General features: G+C 65.5%; 18 protein-coding genes. 8 read left to right on the top strand and 10 right to left on the bottom strand.

The window, feature by feature from the left end:
* The first annotated feature begins 61 nt into the window (after positions 1–61).
* The gene (locus CH295_RS23365; RefSeq protein ID WP_094742022.1) at positions 62–736 is read left to right on the top strand and encodes a Pr6Pr family membrane protein; all 675 of its coding nucleotides are present in this window, start codon (positions 62–64) and stop codon (positions 734–736) included.
* A 3-nt stretch (positions 737–739) separates the two neighbouring features.
* Entirely contained in the window at positions 740–1,999 is a 1,260-nt protein-coding gene (locus CH295_RS23360) for an aminotransferase family protein (protein WP_094634293.1), read from the top strand.
* On the opposite strand, the gene CH295_RS23355 is transcribed toward CH295_RS23360, so the two are convergent.
* On the bottom strand, positions 1,983–2,213 hold the full coding sequence (locus CH295_RS23355) for a hypothetical protein (RefSeq protein WP_037189492.1): 231 nt from the start codon (positions 2,211–2,213) through the stop codon (positions 1,983–1,985). The genes CH295_RS23360 and CH295_RS23355 overlap by 17 nt on opposite strands.
* Before the next feature lie 38 nt (positions 2,214–2,251).
* On the opposite strand from CH295_RS23355, the gene CH295_RS23350 reads away from it, so the two are divergent.
* Positions 2,252–2,926, top strand: a complete 675-nt coding sequence (locus tag CH295_RS23350) for a hypothetical protein (protein ID WP_037189491.1) — start codon at positions 2,252–2,254, stop codon at positions 2,924–2,926.
* Here CH295_RS23350 and CH295_RS23345 read toward each other — a convergent pair.
* From CH295_RS23345 to CH295_RS23335, 3 genes are all read right to left on the bottom strand, one after another.
* Entirely contained in the window at positions 2,916–3,587 is a 672-nt protein-coding gene (locus CH295_RS23345) for a PhzF family phenazine biosynthesis protein (RefSeq protein WP_094742021.1), read from the bottom strand. The genes CH295_RS23350 and CH295_RS23345 overlap by 11 nt on opposite strands.
* A gap of 77 nt (positions 3,588–3,664) precedes the next feature.
* A complete protein-coding gene (gene ahpD, locus CH295_RS23340; RefSeq protein WP_037189489.1) occupies positions 3,665–4,204 on the bottom strand; it encodes an alkylhydroperoxidase, AhpD family in 540 nt (179 codons plus the stop codon).
* Between the two features lies 1 nt (position 4,205).
* Positions 4,206–4,793: a peroxiredoxin gene (locus CH295_RS23335; RefSeq protein WP_032397906.1), complete on the bottom strand. Its 588-nt coding sequence runs from the start codon at positions 4,791–4,793 to the stop codon at positions 4,206–4,208.
* A gap of 149 nt (positions 4,794–4,942) precedes the next feature.
* Here CH295_RS23335 and CH295_RS23330 point away from each other — a divergent pair, with 149 nt between their 5' ends.
* Entirely contained in the window at positions 4,943–5,881 is a 939-nt protein-coding gene (locus CH295_RS23330; protein ID WP_052047504.1) for a hydrogen peroxide-inducible genes activator, read from the top strand.
* Here the strand turns inward: CH295_RS23330 and CH295_RS23325 are convergent.
* The 4 genes from CH295_RS23325 to sthA form a co-directional block, all read right to left on the bottom strand.
* Positions 5,868–8,384 (bottom strand): DEAD/DEAH box helicase, encoded by a 2,517-nt coding sequence (locus CH295_RS23325; protein ID WP_037189487.1) that lies wholly within the window; start codon positions 8,382–8,384, stop codon positions 5,868–5,870. The genes CH295_RS23330 and CH295_RS23325 overlap by 14 nt on opposite strands.
* A gap of 70 nt (positions 8,385–8,454) precedes the next feature.
* Positions 8,455–9,438 carry an alpha/beta fold hydrolase gene (locus tag CH295_RS23320; protein WP_094742202.1) on the bottom strand — a complete coding sequence of 328 codons (984 nt, stop codon included), beginning with the start codon at positions 9,436–9,438 and terminating at the stop codon, positions 8,455–8,457.
* 285 nt (positions 9,439–9,723) lie between these two features.
* On the bottom strand, positions 9,724–10,668 hold the full coding sequence (locus CH295_RS23315) for a proteasome assembly chaperone family protein (RefSeq protein WP_037190100.1): 945 nt from the start codon (positions 10,666–10,668) through the stop codon (positions 9,724–9,726).
* Between the two features lie 203 nt (positions 10,669–10,871).
* The gene (gene sthA, locus CH295_RS23310; protein ID WP_037189486.1) at positions 10,872–12,287 is read right to left on the bottom strand and encodes a Si-specific NAD(P)(+) transhydrogenase; all 1,416 of its coding nucleotides are present in this window, start codon (positions 12,285–12,287) and stop codon (positions 10,872–10,874) included.
* Positions 12,288–12,451: 164 nt separating this feature from the next.
* Between sthA and CH295_RS23305 the strand changes: the two genes are divergently transcribed.
* The 4 genes from CH295_RS23305 to CH295_RS23290 all read left to right on the top strand — a co-directional run bounded on the left by CH295_RS23305 (position 12,452) and on the right by CH295_RS23290 (position 16,256).
* Positions 12,452–13,537, top strand: a complete 1,086-nt coding sequence (locus CH295_RS23305) for an S-(hydroxymethyl)mycothiol dehydrogenase (protein ID WP_037190098.1) — start codon at positions 12,452–12,454, stop codon at positions 13,535–13,537.
* Positions 13,534–14,166 (top strand): MBL fold metallo-hydrolase, encoded by a 633-nt coding sequence (locus tag CH295_RS23300; protein WP_037189484.1) that lies wholly within the window; start codon positions 13,534–13,536, stop codon positions 14,164–14,166. Before CH295_RS23305 ends, CH295_RS23300 begins: the two co-directional genes overlap by 4 nt.
* Before the next feature lie 112 nt (positions 14,167–14,278).
* On the top strand, positions 14,279–14,989 hold the full coding sequence (locus CH295_RS23295; RefSeq protein WP_141216606.1) for a DUF5642 family protein: 711 nt from the start codon (positions 14,279–14,281) through the stop codon (positions 14,987–14,989).
* Positions 14,990–15,140: 151 nt separating this feature from the next.
* On the top strand, positions 15,141–16,256 hold the full coding sequence (locus CH295_RS23290) for a DUF4192 domain-containing protein (protein ID WP_094634301.1): 1,116 nt from the start codon (positions 15,141–15,143) through the stop codon (positions 16,254–16,256).
* Positions 16,257–16,296: 40 nt separating this feature from the next.
* On the opposite strand, the gene galE is transcribed toward CH295_RS23290, so the two are convergent.
* Both galE and CH295_RS23280 read right to left on the bottom strand, forming a co-directional pair.
* Positions 16,297–17,277 (bottom strand): UDP-glucose 4-epimerase GalE, encoded by a 981-nt coding sequence (gene galE, locus CH295_RS23285; protein ID WP_094742020.1) that lies wholly within the window; start codon positions 17,275–17,277, stop codon positions 16,297–16,299.
* Between the two features lie 46 nt (positions 17,278–17,323).
* Positions 17,324–18,010 carry an iron-dependent transcriptional repressor DtxR gene (locus CH295_RS23280; RefSeq protein WP_037189481.1) on the bottom strand — a complete coding sequence of 229 codons (687 nt, stop codon included), beginning with the start codon at positions 18,008–18,010 and terminating at the stop codon, positions 17,324–17,326.
* Positions 18,011–18,037: the final 27 nt, after the last annotated feature.

Here is an 18,037-nt window from a genome sequence, read left to right as displayed (position 1 = left end):
AGGATATCGGTATCGACGCAACCGTCGTGAATGCCGGCCGCGACTGTGCCAGGATCGCCGGATGAGCATCTCGCACGATGTCACTGCCGAGCCGCGTACGCCGGTACCGATCAGGACGCTGCGGGTGCTGTTCGCGGCGCTCACCGCCGCGGCGCTCGTCTCGATCGTCGTGGACGGACTTGCCACCCCGACGTTCTCGTTGGTCAACTACTTCAGCTACTTCACCGTGATCAGCAACGTCCTGACGGTGCTCGTGCTCACGATCGGCGGCGTGATCGATCCGCGGTCTTCGGGATGGCAACTCTTCCGTGGGGCGGTGACGCTCTACATGGTGATCACCGGGATCATCTACGCGGTGTTGCTCTCGAACATCGATGTCGGTGTGGCGGATCCGTGGACCAACAACGTGGTGCATCGCATCATCCCCGTGGTTCTCCTGCTCGACTGGATCCTCGCTCCACCGCGGCGGCACATCTCCGAGTCACGCAGCCTGACATGGTTGCTCTTCCCGCTGCTCTACGGGATCTACACCCTGATCCGCGGACCCGTCGTCGACTGGTACCCCTACCCGTTCCTCGATCCGCGCTCGCAGGGATACCTCGCGCTCGTCATCGGTCTGATCGTGCTGACCGTCGCTTTCGCGCTGATGGCGCTGGCAGTCAACGCTCTCGGACGGCTCGCAGGACGGTGGAGGTACGGATCGGACTCGATCGAATCGGACTCCACTACTGTGTAGCGCATGTCTTCCGACCTGGATCCCGCCGCCACCACACACTCCTCCGCGCTGTGGCACGGCTTCGCCGACATGGGCGCCGTCACCGCCAGTGGCCCGTTCGTCGTCTCGCGAGGCGAGGGCGCGTACATCTTCGACAACGAGGGAACGAAGTATCTCGACGCGACCGCCGGTCTGTGGTTCACCAACGTCGGTCACGGCCGCCGCGAGATCGCCGATGCCGTTGCCACACAGCTGAGCTCGCTCGCCCACTACTCGAACTTCGGCGACTTCGTTCCCGAGACCACGCTGGCCTTGGCCGATCGTCTCGCCGCCATCGCGCCGGTGCCGGGCAGCAAGATCTTCTTCACCTCGGGTGGTTCGGACTCCATCGACACCGCCGCGAAGCTCGCGCGCCGCTACTGGGTCGAAATGGGACAACCGGCCAAGAAGATGATCGTCGGCCGGCAGAAGGCCTACCACGGCATGCACGTCGCCGGCACCGCGCTGGCCGGTATCCCGGTCAACAAAGAGAACTACGGCGAGCTGATGCCCGACGCCAGGACAGTGGCATGGGACGACGCGAAGTCACTGCTGGCGCTGATCGAGGAGGTCGGTGCAGAGAACGTGGCTGCCTTCTTCTGCGAGCCGGTGATCGGAGCAGGCGGAATCTACTTGCCGCCGGAGGGCTACCTGCGCGAGGTTCGGCAGATCTGCCGCGACAACGACGTGCTGTTCGTCGCGGACGAGGTCGTCACCGGATTCGGCCGCATCGGCGGCAGCTGGTTCGCCTCCACCCGATTCGAGCTCGAACCCGACCTGATGACGACAGCCAAGGGGCTGACGTCCGGGTATGTACCGATGGGTGCTGTCTTCATCGCCCCGAAGATCGCCGAGCCCTTCTTCGCGGGCGGCGTCTGGTGGCGGCACGGATACACCTACGGCGGTCACGCAGGCGCGGCCGCCGCGGCGATGGCAAACCTCGACATCATCGAGCGCGAGGAGTTGCTCTCTCACTCCAAGCGCATCGAAGCGGCGTTGCACACCCACCTCGCGCCCTTGGCCGCACACGAACGAGTCTCGGAGATTCGCAGCGGGATCGGTGCTGTTGCCGCCGTGCAGCTCGCCGATCCGGCCGAGGCACTGCCCTTCGTCAAAACGCTTCGAGCACACGGGGTCTCCGGCCGCGCGGCCGGTCAGGGTGCGATGCAGATCTCGCCGGCATTCGTCATGACGGACGCCGAGATCGAAGAGCTGGCCGCGCGGATCCTCAGCGCGCTCGGCTGAACCGAAGTCTGCCGAGCAGCTGCTTCCCCCGCGAGGGCGGGGGAGCAGGTGCCGGTACGGGCTCGTCGGAGACGGCTGCGAAACGTCGATGCAACTGCTCGCGGACTTCCTCGGGCGCATAGGCACGACGCTTGCGCTCGGATCGAACCACCAACGCCCCGGTGGCCGCGACACCGACCATCCCGGCGAGACCGAGAGCCTTCCACACGTTCATCCGGCCACCGTACCGTCACGAGATCTAGGGTGTGGACCATGAATCCGTCGCGAATCAGCCTCGATACCGCAGTCGAGGCCACCAGAACGGGCGACATCTGGATCTTCCGCGGCCAGTCGAGCTCCGATCGGGCAATCCAGGCACTGACCAACAGTCCTGTCAATCACGTCGGAATGGCCGTCGTGATCGACGACCTGCCGCCGCTGATGTGGCACGCCGAACTGGGAAAGTCGTTGCAGGACATGTGGACCGGAAACTTCCAGCGCGGCGTGCAGCTCCACGACCTGCGTGCGGCCGTCACCCAGTGGTCCACGAAGTACCAACAGCGTTGTTGGCTGCGGCAATTGGGCGGAGACCTGGATCGTTCCGCAGGCTCCGCTCCGGCAGTGACGAAGGAGCAGGAAGACGCCTTGCTGCGCACCATCGCCCGCATGGACGGAACAGCCTTTCCGACGACGGCGGCGCTCGCCGGTCGATGGTTCCGGGGCCGAGTCCCCGCACTGCGGCGCAGCGAACGCGAGGAAGCAGCCCTCGAAACCGCCTACTGCGCTGAGGTGGTCGCCATGACCTACGACGCGATGGGTCTGCTCACGGGCAACAAGAAAGCCAACTGGTTCGACCCGGGAAAGTTCTGGAGCGGCGACCGGCTCCCACTCGCCGCCGGTGTGCGTCTGGGCGAGGAAATCGAAGTGGACGTGCCCGTCACACGCTGATCGACGCGTCCGCCGCGGTGCGTCCGCCCAATTCAACCCAGTCGCCGTCGATGGTGGTGCGCAATCGAGATCCGGCTCCCTGCACGATGTTCAGGCTCCGACCGAGTTCGCCGGTCAGCCGGACGGCGGCAGCACCGGTCGCTTCGTCCTCGACGATACCCATCATCGGTGCGAACATGCGCGATCGCAGCGCGCCGTGCTCTTCGTCGGTCCAGGCCCAGACGTAGTGGTGCCCGCTGTCGTACGCACTCGGGTCTGCTGCCGCCACCTCGGCCGCATCGCGGACCTGATGGAAGGTGAAGTGCGGAGTCCACTCCGCACGGGCGCGAACCCAGGTGTGGTCCTCGTCGTAGCGGATGTCCAGCGGTGCGGCAGGGACGGTGAGGACATCGACCGGGTGTCCCTGCTCGCGCAGCCACCACGAGAGTCCGACCGTGGGATGCCCGGCGAAGGGCAGCTCGACGGCGGGGGTGTAGATGGATGCCGAGGCCGTACCGGATTCGCTGCGATCGACGAACACCGTCTCGCTGAAGCCGAGCTCGGCGGCGAACTGCTGCCTGTCCGCCTCGTCGACGTCATCCGCGGTCACGATGCCGAGGGGGTTGCCGAATCTGCCTTCGGCATCGGTGAACACTCGGACGACGGACACGTCGGTAGCCATGCCTGGACGCTACCAAACGCCGAACGAGGGACCCGCGACCGCGAATCCCTCGTTCGACGTACAGGTCGAGTCGACGCTCAGACGGCGGCACCGTCGAGGATTCGTCCTGCTTCGATCGCCTGCGCGACACCCGCGACGATCGACGCGGCGCGGATGGCCTCGAAGATCTTCTCGCGGTCGACGCCCTCGGCGCGCAGAGTCTTCTCGTGTGCCTCCAAGCAGTGGTTGCACCCGTTGACGGCCGACACCGCGAGCGACCACAGCTCGAAGTCGGCCTTGTCCACACCGGGGTTGCCGATGATGTTCATGCGCAGACCGGCGCGAAGGTCGTCGTACTTGCCGTCCAGGTATCCCTTGGTTCGGTAGAAGACGTTGTTCATGCCCATGATCGACGCGGCACCGAGGGCCGCGTTGTACGCCTCGGCCGACAGCGAATCGGCTGCGTCCTCGGCGATCTCCTTCAACGTCGTCGCGGACTTCGACGCTGCGGCCACCGACAGCAGGGTGCCCCACAGCTGCTGCTCGCTGAGCACCGTGGAACGGGCGATGGAACCGAGATTGAGCTTGAGGTCCTTGGCGTACTCGGGTACGGCGTTCTTCAGGTTGTCGATCGTCATGTCAGACGCTCGCCGTCAGCAGTTCGCCTGCGTCGATGGTGGGATCACCCTTCTTCCAGTTGCAGGCGCACAGCTCGTCGGACTGCAGGGCATCGAGAACTCGCAGGACCTCGTCCACGTTGCGCCCCACCGATCCTGCCGTGACCGACACGAACTGGATCTCGTTGTTGGGGTCGACGATGAACGTGGCGCGATCGGCAACGCCGTCGGCATTGAGAACGCCCGTGGCAGCAGCCAATTCGCGCTTGAGATCGGACAGCATGGGGAAGGGGAGCGTCTTGAGCTCGTCGTGCTGCGCCCGCCACTGGAAGTGAACGAACTCGTTGTCGACGGACGCGCCGAGGACCTGTGCATCGCGGTCCTCGAACTCCTCGTTCAGCTTGCCGAACGCGGCGATCTCGGTGGGACAGACGAACGTGAAGTCCTTGGGCCAGAAGAAGACGATGCGCCACTTGCCTGCGTGATCGTCACTGGTGACGGTGGTGAAGTAGTCGTCGGGCTGCTGTGCGTTCACCTTGGACAGATCTCCGCCGATGACGGCGGTGAGGTTGTATGAAGGGAACTGATCGCCAATTGTCAGCAGTGCCATGTGTTCTCCTCGTGTCGAATGACTGTGTCGGTTTCGTATGTGGGCGGTCCGGTGGCGTGTGAACAGCCGTGCGGGCCCGGCCGACCGGTACGAGTGTGCCAAAAATGTCGTGAAAGGTAAACGTGATGAGTGGCACTAGACTGATAGGCGTGACCGATCGAAGCTATCAGCCGACCCTGTCGCATCTGCGAGCCTTCGTGGCGATCGCGCAACATCGCCATTTCGGCACTGCGGCAACACGATCGAACATCAGTCAGCCGTCTCTGTCGCAGGCCCTCGCTGCGCTCGAGCAGGGACTGGGGGTGCAGTTGATCGAACGCAGCACCCGCAGGGTGTTGCTGACGTCGGCCGGCAGTCAGTTGCTCGGTCGTGCGACTGCGGCACTCGACGCCGTGGACGGATTGGTCGCTGCCGCAGCGGGATTGGGCGGCCGTCTGACCGGTGGCCTGCGGCTCGGGATCATTCCGACGGTGGCACCGTACGTGTTGCCGACGGTGCTTCCTGCCATGCGGGCCGAGTTTCCGGACCTCGTGCCCCGAATCGTCGAGGATCACACGGCCAGACTGCTCGACGCACTCCGGTCCGGTGCGATCGACGTCGCCGTTCTCGCTCTCCCCATCGCCGATCCGGGCATGATCGAAATATCCATGTACACCGAGGATTTCGTGCTCGCGCTACCTGCCGAGCATCCCCTCTCGGGGCGCCGGGATCTGACGGTCGCCGACCTCCGCGGCCTCCCTCTGCTCCTGCTCGACGAGGGGCACTGCCTGCGCGAGCAGACCCTGGACCTGTGCCGCTCGGTCGACATCGCGCCCGATGCGAGCGATACGCGGGCAACGTCGTTGACCACGGTGGTGCAGTGCGTTGCAGGAGGGCTGGGCCTGACGTTGCTGCCGCGCCGCGCCGTCGATGTCGAGGTCGCTCGCGCGGGCCTGTCCACCGCCGAGTTCGCACACCCTGCTCCCGGCCGCACCATCGGTCTCGTGTACCGAGCCTCGAGTGCGCGCTCGGCCGAATACAGTGCGCTGGCAGGTCTTCTCGCCGCAGAGGTTCTCACCGACAACGCAGGTGGCCTCAGCCGGGCGTGATCACGATCTCGTCGAACACGATCTCGCCTGCCGCGTCGGACTCCGGCACATCGACGACTGCGTCGAGCGACCAGCCGTGGTCACCGTCGGGATCTTCCAACACCTGACGCACCGTAGTGGACTCCGCACCGACGCTCAGGGTGAACAACGCAGGGCCCCGGGCCGACGGGCCCGTTCCGATCGAGCCGTACTCGGCGAAGAACGGTTCCAGTTCCGCCTCCCAGTCGGGGCCGTCGTCGAGGTCGTCGAGAGTATTCCACTGTCGGCGCGCCGCCAGGTCCACCCGGCGGAAGATCGCGTTGCGCGCGAGAATTCGGAAGGCCCGCGGGTTGGCCGAGATCGGACGTGGCACATCGGATCCGTACGCCTCCACGAGCGCTTCCGGCTCGGCACCGGGGTCCGTCAGGTTCTCCCACTCGTCGAGCAGGCTCGAATCCACCTGCCGGACGAGTTCACCCAGCCACTCGGTGATGTCCTGTACCTCTTCGGTTCGAGACTCGGGCGGAACCGTCTGGCGCAGTGTGCGATAGGCGTCGGCGAGATAACGCAGGACGAGTCCCTCGGACCGCATCAGGCCGTAGTGGCTGATCAACTCTGCGAACGTCATCGCGCGCTCGACCATGTCTCGTACCACGGACTTGGGGGAGAGGCCGACCTCGGAGAGCCACGGATGGGTGCCACGATAGATCTCGAACGCCGGAACGAGCAGCTCTGCAAGAGGTTTCGGCCACGTGACCTCCTCGAGCAATTCCATTCTCTCGTCGTACTCGATGCCGTCGGCCTTCATCTGCGAGACCGCTTCGCCGCGCGCGGCGTGCTGCTGCGCCATCAGGATCTGACGCGGATCGTCGAGGGTCGACTCGATGATCGACACCACATCGAGGGCGTGGGTCGGTGATTCGGCGTCGAGCAGATCGAAGGACGCGACCGCGAACGTCGACAGCGGCTGATTGAGCGCGAAGTCCGGTTGCAGGTCCACCGTCAGTCGAGCATGTCGACCGTCGGCGTCCGGCTCGTCGAGTTGCTCGACGATGCCCGCATCGACGAGACCGCGGTAGAGCGAGAGTGCTCGCAGGATGTGCTTGCGCTGAGCGGGCCGGGTCTCGTGGTTGTCCTCGAGCAGGTGGCGCATGGCATGGAAGCAATTGCCGGGCCGGGCAATGACATTGAGCAGCATGGCGTTGCTCACCGAGAATCGGGACGTGAGCGGCTCCGGACTCGCGGCGATGATCCGCTCGAACGTCGGCTCGCCCCACGAGACGAAACCGTCGGGTGCCTTCTTGCGCTGCACGCGCTTGAGCTTCTTCGGATCGTCCCCGGCCTTGGCCACCAGACGCGCGTTCTCGATGTCGTGTTCGGGGGCCTCGACCACAACGGTCCCGAGGGTGTCGTAGCCGGCCCGTCCCGCACGACCGGCGATCTGATGGAACTCGCGGGCCCGTAGCTTGCGAGTGCGAATGCCGTCGTACTTGGTCAGTCCGGTGAACAGCACGGTGCGAATCGGGACGTTGATTCCCACACCGAGGGTGTCCGTTCCACAGATCACCTTCAGCAGTCCGTCCTGCGCCAGCTTCTCCACCAACCGTCGATATTTGGGCAGCATGCCCGCGTGGTGCACGCCGATGCCGTGCCGAACCAACCTCGACAGGGTCTTACCGAAACCGGTGGTGAAGCGGAAGTTGCCGATGGCCTCGGCTATCTCGGCCTTCTCTTGCTTGGAGGCGACGTTGACGCTCGTCAGCGCCTGGGCTCGTTCGAGTGCCGCGGCCTGCGTGAAATGCACGACGTACACCGGCGCGAGATGCGTTTCCACCAGTTCTTCGATGGTCTCGCTGATCGGAGTGGTGACATACGAGAACATCAGCGGAACCGGACGCTCGGTGCCCGAGACGACAGTGGTCGTTCGTCCGGTGCGTCGGGTCAGATCGTCCCGGAAGAACGAGACATCGCCCAGGGTCGCAGACATCAACAGGAACTGGGCGTGTGGCAGCTCGATCAACGGCACCTGCCAGGCCCACCCTCGATCGGGCTCGGAGTAGTAGTGGAACTCGTCCATGATCACCTGGCCGATGTCGGAGCCGGCACCCTGACGCAGGGCGAGGTTCGCGACGATCTCGGCGGTGGCGCAGATGATCGGGGCCCCGGAATTGACCGACGCGTCGCCGGTCATCATGCCGACGTTCTGCGCACCGAAGATCTCGCACAGGGCGAAGAACTTCTCGCTGACGAGTGCCTTGATCGGCGCGGTGTAGAAACTACGAATGCCTGCGGCCATCGCGGCGTAATGGGCTCCGATGGCCACCATCGACTTGCCCGATCCCGTCGGCGTCGCCAGGATGACGTTGGAGCCGGAGACCAGCTCGATGAGAGCTTCCTCCTGTGCGGGATACAGGGTGAGACCGCGATCGGCAGTCCAGGTGGTGAACGTGTCGAACAGGACATCCGGATCCACGCCGTCGGACCGATCGGCGGAGGCATCGGGAATCAGTTCGGTGAGAAGCACCTCTACAGGCTATGTGGAATGGACGGCCGGACCCGCATCGACACCGAGCGTCCGGTGCCGAGTCGACGCGTCAGGTGGCGCTGCGCTCGTCCGAACCCATCGCACCGAGAACGGCCATCCGGGTACTGGCGCTTCCGGTGATCATGTCCTCACCGACACCGGTGATGAGCAGGTTGCGCCACCGCACCTCGTCGAAGGCAAGCGACGGTGTGGAATCGATGAAGTCCTCGACGACCTGCAGGAAGCGCATCGGATCGTCCCGGAACGGGAAGTGTCCGGAATTCTCGAACACCTCCAACGTGGAACCGGGCATGGCCGAGTGCGCGAGGCGCGCATGACTGACCGGGATCACCGAGTCCTGATCACCCCAGACGAGCAGGACGGGAAGGTTCTCGGTGAGATAACACCGATCCAGCATCGTGACCACCTGGCCACGCCAGTCCACGACGGCGCGCAGGGTCCGCAGATACGCCTCGTACGTCGTCGGGGCCGGGAGCTCGCTCAGCACTCGGATCAGATCCGGAGTGTCGTGCAGAAGCGAACCGGGCCGCAGGGGAGAGCTGTGCAGTTTGCTCAGGAGGCCGCCTGCCAACTTCACCGCGGGGATCGCGCCGGGCAGGCGGAGCAGTTTGACCGCCTCGCTGAGGAACGGCATGGACGCCAGTCGAAGAATGGGGTGTACGTCCTTGGTGACGCCACCGGAGGACACCAGAGCCAACCTGTCGACCATGCCCGGGAACTGGTAGGCGAACTGCATGGCGACGCCGCCGCCCAGTGAGTGCCCGACGACGGTGACGTGCTCGATGCCCAGCACCGACAGCAGGTCACGCATGCCGTTGGCATACGCGGCGACGGAGTAATCCGCACGCGGCTTGTCCGAGCGACCGTGCCCCAGCAGATCCGGAGCGATGACGGTGTAGTTCTTCGCCAGGTGTGGGATGACTTCGTTCCACGTCTCGGAGTTGTCGCCGATACCGTGGATCAACAGCAGAACGGGACCTTCGCCGGCCATGCGGAATGCCCGCCGGTATCCGTGAATGGTCCGGAAGATCAGCCGTGGTTCTTCGTCGGGAACCGGGCGGAGCTTGCGACTGCGCGGATTGGTGCTCACCTGCGCCTCCTGAAATTCCCTGGTGCACCGCGCGCGGCGGCGCAGAACGGCGACGCCGTGCACGAGTGTGTAGACGTACGTACCGGAGTACGTGTTGCTACGACTCTTGCACGAGATCGCGCTCGGGGCAGAACATCGAGCGTATTTGCGGTTACAGGTATGTTTCGATCGGCCCGGGCTGTCCGATATGCCCGCCGAAGCGATCGAGTTCTGTGACCACTCACACTGTTACCGCTCGGTGGTGTCCTCTCCCTCGTCGAGACCTGCCTGCTCGGCAAGGAAGCGCTCGAACTCTGCGCCGAGCTCGTCGCCGCTGGGCAGTGGTTCGTCACTGGCCAACAACGTCGACTGCTGCTCCTGCGCGGCGACGTAGGTGTCGTACTGACGCTCGAGCGCCTGCACCACCGACTGCACTTCCTCGTTTCCGGTGATGTGCTCGTTCACCTGTTCCCGGACTCGCGCCGCGGCCTCACCCAACGCGGCCAGCGGGAGATCCAACTCGGCGGCCTCACTGACGTTCTCGAGCAACGTCTCGGCTGCGCCGGGGTAGTCCGTCTGGGCGAGGTAGTGCGGGACGTGCACCGAGAAGCCCATCGACTCGTGACCGTGCTGCGCCATCCGAAGCTCGAGCAGGGAGGAGGCGCTGCCGGGAACCTGCAGGTCGCCTGCCCAGCTGTTGCCTTCCTTGACCAGCTCCTTGTCGCTGGCGTGGGCCGTCACACCGAGTGGCCGGGTGTGCGGAATGGCCATCGGGATCGAGCCGAGGCCGATGGTCCGACGAACGCCGAGCTGCTCGGCCAGCAGGCGCACAGCGGTGGTGAACTTCTCCCACCGCAGATCCGGTTCCATACCGGCCAGCAACAGGAACGGGGTGCCGGTTCGGTCCTTGACGGCATAGAGGTTCAGCTCGGGAGCGTCGTAGTCCGAGAAATGGTCGGACTTGAACGTCATCGTGGGCCGTCGGGACCGGTAGTCGATCAACTCGTCGACGTCGAACGACGCGACCAGCTCCGATTCCAGGCTCTCGCGCAGATGAGTCGTCGCCAATTTGACCGCGTGACCTGCGTCGGAGAAGCCCTCCAGGCCGTGCACGAGGACGGGTCCGACGCCGTCGTCGGAGAACGTTTGCGGTGCCGGAAACTCCAGCTCGTACATCTTCGACTGTTCGGTCATGGCCGGGCCCCTTTCGGATCGACTCGTCGGTACCTCGACGCGAGATTCGAGCCAGAATACGCCGACCCTCGGCTCGCGCCGTGTACGCGCCGACGTCGAACGTGGCGAATCACTACCCGAGAAGAACAACCGGTTGCCCGCGGTTCATTCCCCGACGGTCGTTCGAGCTGCCGTCGCGTCGCTGCTCGGTGACACCGAGACGATCAGCGGTCGAAGTTCGCCAGCGCGCGGATCTTGTTGGTGACGTCGAGAGCTGCGACCTTGTAGGCCTCGGACAGCGTCGGGTAGTTGAACACGGCATCGACGAGGTAGTCGACGGTGCCGCCGCACCCCATCACCGCCTGACCGATGTGCACCAGATCCGTCGCACCCGACCCGAAGATGTGCACGCCCAGAATGGAGCGGTCCTCGGTGGAGACGAGCAACTTCAACATTCCGTACGAGTCGCCGGCGATCTGACCCCTGGCGAGTTCGCGGTACCTCGACACCCCGACCTCGTAGGGGACCGATCCCTTCGTCAGGTCGACCTCCGTGGCTCCGACGTACGAGACCTCGGGGATGGAGTAGATGCCGATGGGCTGCACGTCGGTCAGCTTGGCGCTGGACTCGCCGAACGCGTGGTACGCCGCCAACCTGCCCTGGTCCATCGACGTCGCGGCCAACGCCGGAAAGCCGATGACGTCGCCGACCGCGTAGATGTGATCGACCTTGGTCTGGAAATGCTCGTCGACGAAGATGCGGCCTCGCGCGTCGGCCTCGAGACCGGCGTTCTCGAGATCGAGTGCAGTCGTCAACCCCTGACGCCCGGCCGAGTACATCACCGTCTCCGCAGGGATCCGCTTGCCACTGGCAAGCGTCGTCACCGTTCCGTTCGGGCCGACGTCGACCGCGGTCACCGCCTCCCCGAATCGGAACGTCACCGCGAGATCGCGAAGATGGAACTGCAACGACTCGATGATCTCGCGATCGCAGAAGTCGAGCATCGAATCACGCTTCTCGACGACGGTGACCTTCGTGCCCAGGGCTGCGAACATCGATGCGTACTCGATTCCGATGACACCGGCCCCCACGACCACCATGGATGCCGGAATGAACTCGAGGTTGAGGATTCCGTCCGAGTCGAGCACTCGATAGTCGTCGAACGCGATGTCGGCCGGACGGGCGGGAGCGGTGCCGGTGGCGATCACCACGTTGGCGGCCTTGACCGTGATGCGTTCTCCCCGCATCTCGTCTTCGATCACGATGGTGTGCGCGTCGAGGAACTTGCCGACGCCGGTGATCAACTCGATGCGGTTGCGCAGCAGTTGCGAACGCACCACCTCGATCTCCTTGCCGATCACGTGCTGGGTTCGGGCCAGCAGATCGGCCGGAGTGATATCGGCCTTCACTCGGTAACTCGCCCCGTACAGCTCACGTTGATTCATGCCCGTGAGATACAGAACGGCCTCGCGCAGCGTCTTGGACGGAATGGTGCCGGTGTTGACGCAGACCCCGCCGAGCATGTGGCCCTTCTCCACGATCGCCACCCGCTTGCCGAGCTTCGCAGCCGCAATGGCCGCCTTCTGGCCACCGGGGCCGGAGCCGATGACCACCAGGTCGTACTCCATGGGTTCAGACATTCGTCATAGGTACCGCTCGTACGCAAAGACTGCGTGCCCGCCCGGTCACAACCTTGTGAACTCCGCGATTCGAAGCATCGAACCCATGCAGATGTCGCCACGTGCTGATGCGTTGTGCGAGGCTGAACAGAGCACGAAACACCCGATTTACAGTGGAGGAACACATGCCGCAGCAGGTCCGCGCCGTCGTCGCCAAGAGCAAGGGCGAGCCCGTCTCCATCGAGACGATCACCATCCCCGATCCCGGGCCCAACGAAGTCGTCGTGAAGATCCAGGCCTGCGGGGTGTGTCACACCGACCTGCACTACCGCGAGGGCGGCATCAACGACGAATTCCCGTTCCTGCTCGGACACGAGGCAGCCGGAATCGTCGAGACCATCGGCGACCGCGTCGAGCACGTCGAGGTCGGAGACTTCGTCGTGCTGAACTGGCGCGCAGTGTGCGGTGAATGTCGAGCCTGCAAGCGCGGCACCCCGTGGTACTGCTTCGACACCCACAACGCAGCACAGAAGATGACCCTGGAGGACGGCACCGAGCTGACACCGGCGCTGGGCATCGGAGCCTTCGCCGAGAAGACCCTGGTGCACGAGGGCCAGTGCACCAAGGTCGCCGCAGACGCCGATCCCGCTGTCGTCGGACTGCTCGGCTGCGGAGTGATGGCCGGGCTGGGCGCAGCGATGAACACCGGCCACGTCTCACGCGGAGATTCGGTGGCCGTGATCGGCTGCGGCGGTGTCGGTGATGCCGCGATCGCCGGAGCACGCCTGGCCGGCGCATCGACGATCATCGCGGTCGACCGTGACCCGGGCAAGCTCGAATGGGCACTCGGTCTCGGAGCCACCCACACCGTCGACTCCTCGCAGGTCGACGCCGTCGAGGCCGTCCAGGAGCTCACCGGAGGCTTCGGCGCCGACGTGGTCATCGATGCGGTCGGCCGTCCGGAGACCTGGAAGCAGGCGTTCTACGCCCGCGACCTCGCCGGAACCGTGGTGCTCGTCGGCGTGCCGACACCCGAGATGACCCTCGAGATGCCGCTGATCGACTTCTTCTCCCGCGGCGGATCGCTGAAATCGTCCTGGTACGGAGACTGCCTACCCGAGCGCGACTTCCCGCAGTTGGTGGATCTGTACCAGCAGGGCCGTCTGCCGCTCGAGAAGTTCGTCACCGAACGCATCACCATCGACGACGTCGAAGCCGCGTTCGAGAAGATGCATCAGGGCACCGTCCTGCGTTCGGTGGTGGTCCTGTGAGCGGGACCTTCCGCGTCCAGAACGTCGTCACCTCCGGAACCTTCAGCCTCGACGGTGGCACCTGGGACGTCGACAACAACATCTGGCTGATCGGTGACGACGACGAGGTGGTCATCGTCGACGCAGCGCACACCGCGGCCCCGATCGTCGACGCGGTCGCCGGCCGCACCGTCAAGGCGATCGTCTGCACCCACGGACACAACGATCACGTGACCGTCGCCCCCGAACTCTCGGACACCCTCGACGCGCCGATCCTGCTGCACCCCGCCGACGACATGCTGTGGCAGCAGACGCACCCGGGCGTCGGGCACTCGACTCTCGAGGACGGTCAGCGCATCACCGTCGCCGGTACCGACATCCTGGCGCTGCACACGCCGGGGCACTCACCGGGATCGACGTGCCTGTACCTGCCCGAAGCGGGGGAGTTGTTCAGCGGCGACACCCTTTTCTCCGGCGGCCCGGGAGCCACCGGACGGTCGTACTCGGATTTCCCGACCATCATCGGGTCCATCCGCGACCGGCTCTTCGCCCTTCCCGTCGACACCCGAGTCAACACCGGCCACGGTGACGGGACGCGCATCGGTGACGAAGCACCGCACCTCGAGGAGTGGATCGCCCGCGGCAGCTGAATTCACGACACCGCGGCGGGTCGCCTGCCGCGTTCGAGGTGGTCGGAATGAGACAGTGGTGGGACGCCGGAGCGTGTGCTGCGGCGTCCCACCGACCCGAAGAGGACGTCTTGTGAGCCCCGCCGCACGCAGAACCCGCCTGTCCATCGCCGCGACCTCGGCAGCGATCGCAGCTCTCGTGCTGGTCGGCTGCAGTTCCACGGTCACCGGCACTCCCGAGCCAAGCGCGGGTACCCCCACTTCGCCGTCGCAGTCCGGCGTGGATCTGAACACGTTGCTGATCGACCCGTCCAGCTTCCCGGCCCCGTACGACGCCCTGGTGCTGCCCCAGCAGGCGATCTCGCAGGCCGCACCCGATCTCAGCGGAATACCTGCCGGTGCCGAGGTCAGCCCGGCGGGCTGCAAACCCGCCGACCAGGATTTCGGCCCGACGGGCACGGCCATGATCGTCGGCACCGACAACGACAGTCGGTCGACCATCTCGATCGAATTGACCGCAGTGGACGAACCGCTCTCGGCGCGCAAGGAGCAGCTCGAACAGTGCGGCGAGGTCACCGCAACCAAGTCCGGCGCGACCTCGACGGTGACCTCCACTCTGACGCCTGCACCGCCCATCGATGCGGACGACACCTTGGCCGTCCGGCAGACCGTTGCATCGGGGGCCGGCGGCGACGCCGTCACGCAGTCGATGCTGACGTTGATGGCCCAGATCGACGGAGTGCGCGTGTCGGCCACGTTCATGTCGTTCGGCTCGGGCACGCCCGATGCGATGACCCTCGACGAGCTGTTCACCGCGGCAGTCCAGAAGGTCGGCCAGAGCTGACGCGGCTCTAGCAGACGGCACCGACGCGAATCGGTCGTCCACAGCTCCGGCGACACGATCGATCCACAGCAGGGCGGTTCTCCACAGGGCAGTACGAAAGCCCAGGTCGAGACGCGATCGGTCGTCGGAACCCCGGCCAGGATTCTTCGGTATGTACACACCGACGAATTCTCACGACAACTTCGACTCGCGCCATCGCGTGCGCCTCGGCCACGCGAGCGACCTGATGGCAGCCGTACCGGCCATGCTCGGGTTCCACCCGCATCGATCGATGGTGCTCATCGCGGTCAAGGACGGCGGTGCCAGCGTGGGACCCACGATGCGTCACGACCTCGTCCTGGCAGGCGAACACGTCGATCGGCGCGCCGGCGGTCACACCCGCGCGACCCCGGAGATGCTCGACGTCATCGGCTACCTGGCCGGGTACTGCGCTACGGAGAACATCCCCGCGGTCATGGCGGTGTTCGTCGACGACAGGCTCGATCGAACCGTCAGAACGCCGCATCTGCTCGACGTGGAAGCGTTGGTGATCGAACTCGACGCCACACTCGCATCGTTCGGAGTGCAGCTCAGCGAGGCCCTCGCGGCATCGGAGATCGCCGATGCCGCCGACTGGTGGTCGTTGCGCGGACCGCAGCGGCACGGCCTGATATCGGATCCGTCGGCGTCGCCGATGACCGTCGCCCGCGTGCTCGACGGCTACTCCGTCCGACGGTCCAGGTGCGAGCTGGCCGAGACCGTAGCGCCGGGCCCCGACGCGACCGTGCGGGCCGTTGCGGCCGAGATCTCGCGACTACGACGGGACGGCGGCCGGTCTCGTGGCGACGAGCTGACGTCGGTGCTGTCGTACGTCGCGCGGGGACCGTACGACACCGAATTGGACCCGACCGACATCGCTCGGATCGCGCTCGCGATCGGCCACGTCCAGGTGCGTGACGCACTGCTGGCTCTGACCCTCGGCGACGACGCGGGATTCGTCGAAGAGTTCTGGGCGACGATGTCCCGCGTCCTGCCGAAGTGCGAACGCGCCATCGCCGCAACACTTCTGGCCTTCAGTGCCTACGTGCGCGGAGATGGGCCGATGGCCCGTATCGCGATCGATGCGGCACTGGAAGCCGACGAGACCTACTCGTTGGCGCGACTGCTGGACAGATCGCTCAGCGCAGGCGCAGGTCCCGAACTCGTTCGCGAAGTGGCCGAGAGCGGCTTCGCATGTGCACGTGCCTGCGGAGTTCGGCTGCCCGGCGACCCGTTCGGTCGACGGTGACGGCCCGTTCGCAGCAATGATGATCGGCCGCAGACGTGGGTCAGCGCGCTGCGTGCGACCGATCGCCGAGGTGCTGGAGGAATGCCCACGCGTCGGCCACGATCCGATCGAGATCGGTCAGCTCCGGCGACCACTTCAGTTCCTCCATTGCTCGCGCGCTGGAGGCGATCAGGACGGCCGGATCCCCGGCGCGACGGGGTGCGTGTTCGACGGCGATGGGCAGGCCGGTGACGCGCTCGCAGGACGAAATGACCTCGTGGACGGAGAATCCGGTGCCGCTGCCGAGGTTGTAGATGGTGTGCTCGCCCGGTTGTGCCGCGTCGACGGCGAGGATGTGCGCCTCGGCGAGGTCGGCGACGTGGATGTAGTCGCGCACAGCCGTACCGTCCGGAGTGGGCCAGTCGGTACCGAACACCGAGATCTTCTCGCGCTGTCCGAGAGCGACCTGAAGCACGAGCGGAATCAGGTGGGTCTCGACGACGCGATTCTCGCCGAAACCGTTGTAGGCACCGGCGACGTTGAAGTACCGGAGGCTGGTGGCGGCAAGGCCGTAGGCGGCGGCGTACGACGTGATCGCATGATCGATCGCGAGTTTGGTGGCGCCGTAGGGATTGGTGGGGCGGGTGGGCGCGTCCTCGGTGATGGGAGTCTTCTCCGGCTCGCCGTACGTGGCGGCGGTCGAGGAGAACACCAGCTTCGCGGTGCCGGATGCTCGGATGGCATCGAGCAACGCCAGCGAGGTGACGACGTTTCCGCTCCAGTACTTGTCGGGCGAGACCACCGACTCGCCCACGAGAGATTGCGCGGCGAAGTGCAGGACGGCGTCGAAGCCGCCGCCGATCAGCACGTCCGCGGCCACGTCCTTGATGTCACCTTCGACGAAGGTGGCACCACCGGGCACGGCGTCCCGGTTACCGGTGGACAGGTTGTCCACGACGACGACCTCGTGACCACGCTCGACGAGCACGGCCGCGCAGACGCTGCCGACGTATCCCGCACCACCGGTAACCAGAAGCTTCACTGTTCGTTCTCCCTCACACGCGTCCAACGCCGTCGTCGGTGTGAGGTCAGACCTTCTTCACCTGGACGGCGTGCGCCATTTCTTCGGATATGTCGACACCGCTGTGTCCTGGCACCGTGATCGTGACCGATCCGGGCTTGGCCTCGACTGTAACCCGAGCATCGGGGACCACGCCCGCTTCGCGAAGCTGCGCGATGACCTCGGGGTCGGACTGAACGTGCTCGGCGAGGCGTCGCACGACCACCGCAGTCGGCTGGCCCACAGGCACATCGGTGAGGCGGATGAGAGCCTCCGGTGCCAGAGTCGACCGGCCGAGACCGAGTTCCTCGAGACCGGGGATCGGGTTGCCGTACGGCGAGGTGGTCGGGTTGTTCAGCACGGTGACCAGACGCCGCTCGACTTCCTCGCTCATCACGTGTTCCCAGCGGCATGCTTCGGCGTGCACGTCTTCCCAACGCAGACCGATGATGTCCACGAGCAGACGCTCGGCCAAGCGGTGCTTGCGCATGACCGCAACCGCCAGGCTTCGGCCCTTCTCTGTCAGCTCCAGGTGTCGGTCGCCCGCGACGGACAACAGCCCGTCGCGCTCCATCCGAGCAACGGTCTGGCTGACGGTGGGACCACTTTGTTCCAGTCGTTCGGCGATTCGCGCGCGGAGCGGAATCACGCCCTCTTCTTCCAAATCGTAGATCGTCCGGAGGTACATCTCCGTGGTGTCGACCAGATCCTTCACACTCAACCCCTTCGTCGGGTTCGATCC

Origin of the sequence: Rhodococcus sp. 14-2483-1-2, assembly GCF_002259405.1 — a bacterium.
GTDB lineage: Bacteria > Actinomycetota > Actinomycetes > Mycobacteriales > Mycobacteriaceae > Rhodococcoides.
Note: the sequence above shows the minus strand (reverse complement) of the source record. Positions and strands in the feature narration are given on the sequence as shown.